This is a genomic window from Nostoc sp. NMS7, from assembly GCF_017115085.1.
Taxonomy (GTDB): domain Bacteria; phylum Cyanobacteriota; class Cyanobacteriia; order Cyanobacteriales; family Nostocaceae; genus Nostoc.
In genome coordinates this window covers 21,910-31,967 of record NZ_JABXKJ010000235.1, presented here as the reverse complement: position 1 = coordinate 31,967, position 10,058 = coordinate 21,910, and the positions used below count along the sequence as shown (strand labels likewise).

Below are 10,058 nucleotides of genomic sequence, written 5' to 3'. Positions count from 1 at the left end.
TGTCGCCGAAATAGCAAATGATGTCGCCGAAATAGCAAATGATGTCGCCGAAATAGCAAATGCTGTCGCCGAAATAGCAAATGATGTCGCCGAAATAGCAAATGATGTCGCCGAAATAGCAAATGCTGTCGCCGAAATAGCAAATGCTGTCACCAAAATAGCAAATGCTGTCACCAAAATAGCAAATGCGATCGCCTTGCAGAAAACCTCAAAAATAAGGCGATCGCCTGTTGTGGAAGAGAGGTGCGATCACCTGTATGGAAGAGTGAGTGCGTTAGCGAAGCTCACCGTAGGTATCACGTTACAGAAAACCTCAAAAACTAAGCGATCGCCTATATGGAAGAGTGAGTGCGTTAGCGTAGCTCACCGTAGGTATCGCTTTGTTTAGGCGTTCAATTCTCAATTTTGCAAAGTTGCCAATACTATCACAACCCCAACCAACACCGCAAAGATTGTTCTAACAGTTCAGCATCAGCATCAGCTAACTTGCCAATCACTTTTACAACTAAGCTTTTATGCACTGTGTATAAACCTCTCTTGACTGCTGTAGCCACGTTTAGCCCTGCTGCTGACCATTCGGACAAGACAAACTCACCTTCTAGCAATGCTCCAGTTTTGCTCGTCAAGGGTGTAATTAGGATGTCTTGAGAAACATGTGGCGCACTTACAACAACAGCAGGTCTAACTTTTGAACTGGACAAATCTGAAAAGGGATACTGAACCAAAATGATGTCATTTTTAGAGTAGTTGGGCATAGACATCATCCTCAGCATTATCCCAAACTGATGAGAGTGATGTTTGACTGGTTTGAAGCCAAAATTCAGTTTCATCATCAGGAAGCAGCGTCACTAACACTCTTGTCCCTTCTGGTAATTCCTCTGACTCCAGCAATTCGATTTTTCCATGCCGAACAGTAGCCCAAAGCGTTTTTAGCATATCTGTTTTATGAATAGTTATGCTTTAATTTTATGCTTCGATAGTTTATGAGGAGCGATGTCTACGACGGGCTACGCCTACGCCTTGCAGAAAACCTCAAAAATAATGCGATCGCCTGTATGGAAGAGTGAGCGATGTCTACGACGGCCTACGCCTACGCCTTACAGAAAACCTCAAAAATAATGCGATCGCCTGTATGGAAGAGTGAGCGATGTCTACGACGGCCTACGCCTACGCCTTACAGAAAACCTCAAAAATAATGCGATCGCGTGTTATGGAAAAGTGAGTGCGATCGCATGTTGGGGAAGAGTGGCACATTAGCATAGCTTACCGTAGGTATCGCTATGTGTATATTTGACTTAAGACAAAAAAGTATGATAACGATCATTACACCTTTATTTGTTAGAATATCATTTATCACTAAACAAAAAAAGTTATCTTGTGGATTCTACATTTAACTGGAAACCGGAACAGACTTTACTTGAAAAAGTTACAAATCTAGCTAGTAAACGAGGACAATCTCCTGAATCAATTGTCAGTGAAGCTGTTAGGCTGTATCTCGAAACCCAATTGCTAGAACCAGTTGATAATGGTTTGTCTGACCCATTAATTGGTTTATTTGCAGGAACACCTAATTTGGCTATAAACTCAGAAGATATTCTCCAACAGGAGATTACTGAAAAATCTGGTTGGACGTGGAAATAACCTTACCAGTAGCTGATACGGGTTTTGTTGTAGCATTGTTGAACCGTTCGGATGCAATGCACAGTATTGTTGCAACAATATATATACAACAAAAACAAATTCTGTTACCACAAACAGTATTGGCAGAATTAGCTTATTTGGTAGGACGTAATGCAGGTGTAGCGACAGTAGTAGCTTTTTTGCAAGGACTATCTGCGAGTCGATTTAGTTTAGTAGCTTTAACAGACCAAGATGTAATTCGTGTGGCGGAAATCTTGGATAAATATGCAGATAGTCGGATTGATTTTGTAGATGCAAGTGTTATGGCGATAGCTGAACGCTATGGTATTAAAAAAATACTTACTTTAGATCAACGAGATTTTAGATTATATCGACCTCAGCACTGTGATAGCTTTGAGATTTTCCCCTAAAGATAAATAATAGTTAACAAAAGAGCGATCGCCTTGTAGAAAACCTCAAAACAAAGCGATCGCCTGTTGTGAAAGAGTGAGCGATCGCCTTGTAGAAAACCTCAAAAACAAAGCGATCGCCTGTTGTGAAAGAGTGTGCGATGTCTACGACGGGCTACGCCTACGCCTTACAGGAAACCTCAAAAATAAAGCGATCACCTGTTGTGGAAGAATGAGTGCGATGTCTACGACGGGCTACGCCTACGCCTTGCAGAAAACCTCAAAAATAAAGCGTAAATGTGTAGTGGCTTGTCGTTAGACATCGCCTGTTGTCAAAGAGTGAGCAATCGCCTTGCAGAAAACCTCAAAAATAAAGCGATCGCCTTGCAGAAACCCTCAAAAACAATGCGATCGCACTTCATATTGTCATCAATTAGGCAGACATCAAACGGTCACTCAGTTCAGGAATTGAAGGAGCTAGTTCTTGAGCAGTTTCAATCCATTCCTGCATTTATACTAAAGGTTCTACAACTTCTACTGGCTCTACCACAGGCTTAGGTAAAGGCATTAATTTAACATCAGGGTCATTAATATCTACTCCATGTGCGCTGCTGTATTCTCGTTGGATCTGTGCAGTTTCTTCTTCCGTCATTTTGTCAGATGCAATTAAGTATGCAATGAGTTTTCCTCCTAAATTCTGTGCTTGTTGTGCCCTAGCCATTGTTCCCCCTGGAGTTACAAGCACATTTTTCCAAACAGGTAAAGACATAGCCCAGTTAATTTTATCAGCCCGTCGCACAGCTTCTTCAAGGCTTATACGATTCTTACGTGTTGCTGCGATCAGACCTTTGAATAAAGCAATCTGTGCAGCTGCCTTAAATAGTAGTGAGTATGGGTGGTCATCCTTACGCATTTCTGGAATTTTGCTGCTGTCAGATAGTGCCTTCTGGTAAGCCTGTAACCCCTCAAGCACTTTATTCCAGAACTTTTCAACATATTCATAATATTGTTCCAGTTCCTCTTCTGAAGGGCGAGAGGTAGTATCATTGGGCACACCATTATCGCTAAGAATAAGCTTTACTGTTTCGTAGACAACACTTATAGTTGTCAACTTTGTGCTACGAACTGCAATAGTATTGTTCTTCCACTCAACGATTACATCACTACTACCTTTGACCCTCACACCTAGTGGAGCACCATCACTTAGTAATTTTCGCGCAATGATAGCGCTGCGGTCATCCTCACTGGTGATAATATTGTCACCGCGACTAGTTGGTTTAGCATAGCGGTTAACTTTATTGAAGATACGCCGCGTTTTTTCATTGCTTTCGTGAGCGAGAAAAATGACGCAAACATCATCGTTTGGTACTTGCTCACGGTACTCTCCTATTACTTCGCCTTTGACCACTTTTTCAAGAGCTAGAAGGCGATGTTGACCATCGAGCATAATCAGAGCGCCGCCCTCAACAGTAATGACACCTATATTATCTGCCACGGATCTGTAAACGTGCGGGGCTTCTTCACCCACCCATTTTTTGATGCTCTCAAAATTAATCTGTCCCTTATAAACAAGCACAATCATGGAACCGAAGAAACGATCCTTCGCTTCAGCAATGTAAGGAGCAATTTGTTCTTGAATTCTTTTAAGGTCAGGTTCCCTTTGCAATCGATCCTCAATGCTCATTGTTGTCCATTCATCGAGTTCGTTTGCTGCACGTACTCCTTGCACTAGGTCACGAGCCTTTATCGTTGCTTGATAAAAGTTGGTGTCACCCATTCGTCCTTTTATACCGGCGATGACTAAAGCCATTAACTACCTCCAAACTAAACGTGCTATGTTTGTACAAACATAGCACGTTTAAATTTATTTTTATTAAAAATAATGCGTGATACTATTTAATGACGTGCAAAAAAAACTATTTTGGAAAAAATAGTTTAGTAGTTGATTTCGACTGTATGAGGAGAATTTTGCAATTCTTTCAGGACAATACCTGGAATGATCTTATCAGCGTTTTTAATCCATTCTTGTATTTGAGCTACATCCATGTCTTTAAACGAAATAAACTGCTGTATTCCCATACGTTTTTTTATCCTGATCGCTAGAGCTACCAAGTATTCTTTTGAATTTTTTGAGATTTCTATTGTCACTTTCATGTTCTTGGGCATTTAAATGATATGTATACTATCAAACAGGAAGATCAATGTCAAGCTTTTTAGTAAATGCCAAGTTATATAAATATCTGGCTTTTACGGAAAGTCGCCAAGCTCTTTTTTTACAGCCCAATTCTCGATAGTTCTGAGTTAATAAAAATATCCAACTGAAAAATCATAGATTGGAAACCTTTAAAATGGCCTTGCTCATATGTAGAAAAAAGTTAGATGTAAATATATTATCAGTTTTATCAAAAAATTAAAATTAACTTTGGGTTTATTGCTTTGTTAATTTTAAGGAAATTCTTTGAATACTAAATTTTTACAAAAATATTACATATTAAATGTTAATACTTGACTTATTAGGCAACATTTGTAAGTAATTAGCGATTCAAAATATCACCTAATTAATTTCTCTAAGGATTAATAATTTATATTTTTCTATATTTATGCTTATTATTCATAAGCATAACTTTTGATTTGATAAATTTATAGTAGCATTGCAGGTCAGTATACCAGAATAAAACTGGATGTCAACTTTGTACACGAGATATGTGTATTCTGTAAAATTATCATCATTTTTATTAAAAAACTACTAGACAAGCTTTTACGATTAGATTTTACCTGTTTGTACAAACAGGTAAAATGTTTTTAATATTGCTACTTTTGCTCTTCATGAGAATGGAAGATCAGAACAGTACTTCAAAAGTCTAAGTAATATTACTTAGTATTATTTATACAAAAAGATCCATAGAGACTTAACACATAATGTCTCTACAGGTCTTTAGATTATATTAAGATTTATCAAACAAACGTGTTTTTATTAATTTTTTGTTATTCAGTTACCAAATCGCTTCAATATTTAAAGTAAACCCCTGTAAAACATCTTCTCCTGACAAAGTAACAGGCGATTCCAACACCTCAACCTCTTGGCCTTGCCGATAAATCTCCACTTGCCGCAATTTCCGATTAATTAACCAACCCAAACGCACACCATTATCTATGTATTCCCTCATCTTTTCCTGAGCAACTTTCAAACTATCACTTGGCGAAAGTAACTCAACAACAAAATCAGGACAAAGTGGTATAAATTTTGTTTGTTGTTCTTGAGTCAGTGCATTCCAGCGTTCCAGTCTCAGCCAAGAAGCATCAGGTGAACGATCTGCACCATTGGGAAGTTTAAAACCTGTGGAGGAATCAAAGGCAATACCCATTTTATATTGCTCATTCCAAATCCAAAGTTGAGCAGTTAGCCCAGCATTACGATTTCCGGTTTCTCCCCCGGTTGGTGGCATGATAATTAGTTCTCCGGTTGCAGTGCGTTCAAATCTCAAATCGCGGTTTGCTTGACAAAGCTGGAAAAACTGCTCATCTGTCAATTCCAGCACAGGTTTAAGGTTGACGGTTAAAGCATTCATTGGGGCATTTTAGATTGAAGATTAGGGCAGGTAAGATGCCTGCCCTATAAGGACTATTCTATCCCTTCAATCCGGTCTTCAACTTCTTGATACAACTCGCGCAGACGATCTAAATTATCCTCGCTAGTCTCCCAATAACCGCGTCCATTCACTTCCAACAAAGTTGATACAATCTTGCGGAAAGAATGGGGGTTAAGGTTCAGCAACCGTTTCTGCATTTCTTCATCTTTGATGAAGGTTTCGTTAGTATCCTCATAAATCCAGTTATCCACAGCGCCGGCTGTCGCACTCCAACCTGTGGTATTCACCAACCGCTTGGATAGTTCGCGCACACCTTCATAACCGTGAGACAGCATCCCCTCGTACCATTTGGGATTTAACAATTTGGTACGCGCATCCAAACGCACGGTTTCTGATAATGTCCGCACTTGGGCGTTAGCTGTGGTTGTATCTGCAATGTAAGATGCTGGTTTTTTACCATCACCGCGCAGACTTGCCACCAGCTTAGTGGGATCTGAATCAAAGTAGTGGGAAACGTCCGTTAAGCTAATCTCGGAAGAATCGAGATTTTGGAAAGTTGCATCAGCAGTTTTCAATGTACTTTCAAAAATCTGCCGGGATTCGTCCATGATTCCGGGGTTATCGGAATTGAAGGAGAAGGATTTCCGGTTGAGATACATTTCCTGCAACTCGGCTTCGCTATCCCAAGTGCTGTTTTCTACCGCCAAGTTGATATTTGACGAGTAGGAACCAGAAGCGTTGGAGAAAACACGCGTCGCTGCTTGACGCAGATTAATCCCCATTTCCTCAGCTTGCTGCAAAGCGTGTTTGCGAACGAAGTTCATTTCTAAGGGTTCATCTGCCTCAGCCGCCATCTTCACGCCTTGGTCTAGCAGGTTCATTTGGTTGATGAACAAGTCGCGGAATACACCAGAACAGTTGATTACTACATCAATTCTGGGGCGTCCCAACTCTTCTAGAGATATCAATTCCAACTTGTTCACCCGTCCCAAGGCATCGGGAACTGGACGCACGCCCACCATCCACATAATTTGCGCTAGGGATTCGCCGTAAGTTTTGATGTTATCGGTTCCCCAAAGGACACAGGCGATGGTTTCTGGCCATTTACCTTCGTTTTCCGCCTTATTACGGATCAAGAGCCTGTCTACAACGATTTTGGCTGATTGTACTGCTGCTGTTGTTGGGATGGATTGGGGGTCGAGGGCATGGATATTCTTACCTGTGGGCAATACATCCGGGTTGCGGATGGGATCGCCACCAGGGCCTGGTAGGATGTATTCACCTTCCAAGCCTCTGAGTAATGCCCCTAGTTCGTTATCGGCACAAACTTGCTCTAGGCAAAATTCCAAATACTCAAATAGGGGTTTGAGTGTGGCTGTGTCAACTTTGGGATAACCTCCTTTATGCAATGATTCTACCCAAGGTTCCTTTTTACCCATGTTGAAGAAATTCAACCGAGAAACCAGAGAAACTCGCCCTTCGGCGTCGATTTGCTCATGCACAAGGGCGCTAACTGCTGCACGGGTTGCTAAGGTGATATCTTGCAATAACTGGACATCTTCTAAAATGCCCCGATCGCTATTTTGGTAAATATCATCAATCTTACGCCCAATGCTGTTGGCGATAATTCCTGGTAAGCCTTGAATTCCTTCTTCTTGACGATCTAGACTAGCAATGTTCACGAGAGTTGCGATCGCTTCTTCTGCACTTGGAGGTTTCCCAATGACGTGCAAACCACAAGGCAATAACCGCGACTCAATTTCCATCAACTTGCGGTAAACGTTGCCAACAATATTATCGCGATCGTCGGCACTCATGTCTCTGGCATCCGTTTCTGGCAGGTTAATATCCTTATCCAGATTCACGATCCGGCATTTATCCATGATGCTGTTGACAATGGAAACACCGCGTCCACTATCTTTTAAAGTTTGGTAGGAAGCAATTAATTCGCTGAGTTCCTTCAAACCTTTATACAAACCAGCGTTTTCTGCCGGCGGTGTCAAGTAAGAAATTGTTTCGGCATAACTCCGACGTTTAGCAATTGTCGCCTCACTCGGATTATTCGCTGCGTAGTAATACAGGTTAGGAATTGAACCAATTAAGTTATCTGGATAACAATCACCAGACATCCCCATCTGTTTACCTGGCATGAATTCTAAGGAACCGTGGGTACCAAAGTGCAGTACAGCATCAGCTTGCCAAACTTGCTCTAGGTAAGTGTAGTAAGCAGCAAAACCGTGGTGAGGACTAGCTGAACGGGAGAACAACAACCGCATCGGGTCGCCTTCGTAACCAAATGTCGGTTGTACACCAATGAAGACGTTACCGAATTGCTTACCATAAATCAGCAGGTTTTGCCCATCGCTGTTGAGATGTCCGGGAGGTGGACCCCAGTTTTCCTCTAGGCGTTGAGAGTAGGGGGTCAGCGCCTCATACTCAGGAACCGACATTTTGTAAGCAACGTTGAGTTCCGGGCTGTTGTACTGCGCTTGGGCGTCGTGGATAACTTCTTGCATCAACGCCTCGGCGGATTCTGGCAATTCTGGCAAGTCGTAGCCGTTATTTTTCAGGGCTTTCATCACCTCATAGATGGAACCGAATACATCCAAGTAGGCGGCGGTTCCGACGTTGCCTTTATCTGGCGGGAAACTGAAAACGGTGATGGCAACTTTTTTATCCAGCTTCGGCTTGCGACGGAGGTTAGCCCATTTTAAGGCGCGTTCGGCCACAGTTTCAACCCGATCGCGCAGTGCGATCGCTTTCCCTGTAGTTCCATCCCTACCTGATAAAATTATCGGCTCAATTGCCCCATCCAATTCGGGAATCGCAATTTGCAAAGCTACTTGAATTGGATGTAACCCTAAATCGCTATCCATCCACTCTTCTGTGGTTTGGAATACTAAAGGTAACGCCACCATGTAAGGACGGTTTAAGCGTTTGAGTGACTCGATTGCTTTGGGATGATCTTGTCTGGCTGGTCCACCCACTAAAGCAAAACCAGTCAGTGATATGACTGCATCTACTAACTGTATGTTGGTAGTTGGTTCGTAGAAGTAGGCATCCACAGGCTTAGAGAAATCCAAGCCACCAGCAAAAACTGGTAATACCCGTGCGCCTAATGCTTCCAACTCCTGCACCATTGCGACATAATGGGCATCATCCCCTGTAACTAGGTGAGTGCGTTGCAATACCAACCCAACACAAGGAGCTAAGGGATCTTTGAGATCATTAGAGATATCCTTGCGAGATGTATACCAATTCAGGTATTCTCTGACATCTTCAAACATACTGGGAGCCAAAGGATGCCAAATCCCTAAATCGGGATAAACCACCGGCTGTTGATATGTAGAAGGTGCAAAATTTTGTTTCTCTAAACCTTTAAATACGTATTTATCAGCTAGCATTAGCAAGAAGTTTTCCAGGTTTTCTGGAGAACCACCTAGCCAATACTGAAAACTGAGCATGAAATTTCGGGCATCCTGTGCCTTATCCATTGGTAAAAACTTCAGCACTTGCGGCAGCGTTCGCAAAAGCTTTAGCATCCCATCTTGGAATCCCGCACCGGATTTTTCTTTGCGTTTCCGCATGAATTGCGCGATCGCACTTTTTGACTGACCCAACTGTGCCAGAGAAAAGCTGCCCATTTTACTTAGGCGCATGACTTCTGGCATCGAGGGAAAGACAACAGAAACATCCAAGCGATCGCGGTGTGGTTCTACTGCTGCTACTACTTTCTGTGCTAAGTCTTCGATGAAAATGAGGGAAGCGATGAAGATATTCGCACTCTCAATTTCTCGTTTGAACTCCTGGTAGTTCTCTGGGTCGCGGAGTTCCTCAATCAAGTACCCACTGATTTCAATCGCCAAGTCGGGATTGTTCGCGTTAATCGTGCGAACCGCTTGCGACAAAGCACTTTGGTACTGGGACTCTAGCACGACATAGACCACCTTGATTAAATTACGTCCGCGTAAGTCATCAGGCGCAATGTGTCTAATGGTGGACTTGACGTGTGTGAACATGCTTCTTCGGCTCCTTTGATGCGTGTTCTCTACTGGAAGTTTTTAGCGGCATCATCAGCCACAGTTAACTTCTGAACTTTAGGCAATATGTGTTTTTTATCAGAAAACGCTTACCCAATGGGCATTTTATCGTCTATCTGACACAAATCGATATAAAAAACGAAATATTTCTTTGTAATTATTTACTGTGTATAAAAGTATTTGCTCACTATTTTGTAAATTTTTTGTAATACTAAATTTAATAGTTAAATAGTTATTTAAAGATATTATCTTCTTATTTACAAAACAAAACCCGCATAAGCGGGTTGATTAAGTATTTTTTACAGTGCGATCGCAGCTTTTGTGAGTCTAGCCTTAATCTTCTAGGGTAAGGGAACTTTGGCGTAATCCTCGGAGAAGCAAGCTACGCACAGCACAAA

General features: G+C 41.9%; 10 protein-coding genes and 1 pseudogene. 5 read left to right on the top strand and 6 right to left on the bottom strand.

Going from position 1 to position 10,058, the window contains the following annotated elements:
• A pseudogene (locus HWQ38_RS30700) lies at positions 1-388 on the top strand (hypothetical protein); the annotation flags it as partial.
• Between the two features lie 37 nt (positions 389-425).
• On the opposite strand, the gene HWQ38_RS30695 reads toward HWQ38_RS30700, so the two are convergent.
• Both HWQ38_RS30695 and HWQ38_RS30690 read right to left on the bottom strand, forming a co-directional pair.
• Positions 426-755, bottom strand: coding sequence for a type II toxin-antitoxin system PemK/MazF family toxin (locus tag HWQ38_RS30695; RefSeq protein ID WP_292801408.1), 330 nt, complete (start codon positions 753-755; stop codon positions 426-428).
• On the bottom strand, positions 739-936 hold the full coding sequence (locus HWQ38_RS30690; protein WP_292801406.1) for a hypothetical protein: 198 nt from the start codon (positions 934-936) through the stop codon (positions 739-741). The genes HWQ38_RS30695 and HWQ38_RS30690 overlap by 17 nt, the downstream gene beginning before the upstream one ends.
• 57 nt (positions 937-993) lie before the next feature.
• Between HWQ38_RS30690 and HWQ38_RS30685 the strand changes: the two genes are divergently transcribed.
• The 4 genes from HWQ38_RS30685 to HWQ38_RS30670 all read left to right on the top strand — a co-directional run bounded on the left by HWQ38_RS30685 (position 994) and on the right by HWQ38_RS30670 (position 2,349).
• On the top strand, positions 994-1,119 hold the full coding sequence (locus tag HWQ38_RS30685; protein ID WP_292801404.1) for a hypothetical protein: 126 nt from the start codon (positions 994-996) through the stop codon (positions 1,117-1,119).
• Positions 1,120-1,377: 258 nt separating this feature from the next.
• Complete coding sequence (locus HWQ38_RS30680) at positions 1,378-1,641, top strand: hypothetical protein (protein WP_292801402.1); 264 nt, start codon at positions 1,378-1,380, stop codon at positions 1,639-1,641.
• Positions 1,632-2,051, top strand: coding sequence for a PIN domain-containing protein (locus HWQ38_RS30675; protein ID WP_292801400.1), 420 nt, complete (start codon positions 1,632-1,634; stop codon positions 2,049-2,051). The genes HWQ38_RS30680 and HWQ38_RS30675 overlap by 10 nt, the downstream gene beginning before the upstream one ends.
• A gap of 76 nt (positions 2,052-2,127) precedes the next feature.
• A complete protein-coding gene (locus HWQ38_RS30670) occupies positions 2,128-2,349 on the top strand; it encodes a hypothetical protein (protein WP_292801398.1) in 222 nt (73 codons plus the stop codon).
• Between the two features lie 192 nt (positions 2,350-2,541).
• Here HWQ38_RS30670 and HWQ38_RS30665 read toward each other — a convergent pair whose 3' ends face one another.
• The 4 genes from HWQ38_RS30665 to HWQ38_RS30650 form a co-directional block, all read right to left on the bottom strand.
• The gene (locus HWQ38_RS30665; protein ID WP_292801396.1) at positions 2,542-3,840 is read right to left on the bottom strand and encodes a DNA sulfur modification protein DndB; all 1,299 of its coding nucleotides are present in this window, start codon (positions 3,838-3,840) and stop codon (positions 2,542-2,544) included.
• Between the two features lie 125 nt (positions 3,841-3,965).
• Complete coding sequence (locus HWQ38_RS30660; RefSeq protein WP_292801394.1) at positions 3,966-4,178, bottom strand: hypothetical protein; 213 nt, start codon at positions 4,176-4,178, stop codon at positions 3,966-3,968.
• Between the two features lie 845 nt (positions 4,179-5,023).
• Entirely contained in the window at positions 5,024-5,599 is a 576-nt protein-coding gene (locus tag HWQ38_RS30655; RefSeq protein WP_292801392.1) for a Uma2 family endonuclease, read from the bottom strand.
• Between the two features lie 53 nt (positions 5,600-5,652).
• Entirely contained in the window at positions 5,653-9,639 is a 3,987-nt protein-coding gene (locus tag HWQ38_RS30650; RefSeq protein ID WP_292801390.1) for a magnesium chelatase subunit H, read from the bottom strand.
• Positions 9,640-10,058: the final 419 nt, after the last annotated feature.

What these genes read in the sequence shown, in the direction of transcription:
- HWQ38_RS30695 (WP_292801408.1), bottom strand. Translation starts at nt 755, where the DNA reads ATGCCCAACTACTCTAAAAATGACATCATTTTGGTTCAGTATCCCTTT.
- HWQ38_RS30690 (WP_292801406.1), bottom strand. Translation starts at nt 936, where the DNA reads ATGCTAAAAACGCTTTGGGCTACTGTTCGGCATGGAAAAATCGAATTG.
- HWQ38_RS30685 (WP_292801404.1), top strand. Translation starts at nt 994, where the DNA reads ATGTCTACGACGGGCTACGCCTACGCCTTGCAGAAAACCTCAAAAATA.
- HWQ38_RS30665 (WP_292801396.1), bottom strand. Translation starts at nt 3,840, where the DNA reads ATGGCTTTAGTCATCGCCGGTATAAAAGGACGAATGGGTGACACCAAC.
- HWQ38_RS30655 (WP_292801392.1), bottom strand. Translation starts at nt 5,599, where the DNA reads ATGAATGCTTTAACCGTCAACCTTAAACCTGTGCTGGAATTGACAGAT.
- HWQ38_RS30650 (WP_292801390.1), bottom strand. Translation starts at nt 9,639, where the DNA reads ATGTTCACACACGTCAAGTCCACCATTAGACACATTGCGCCTGATGAC.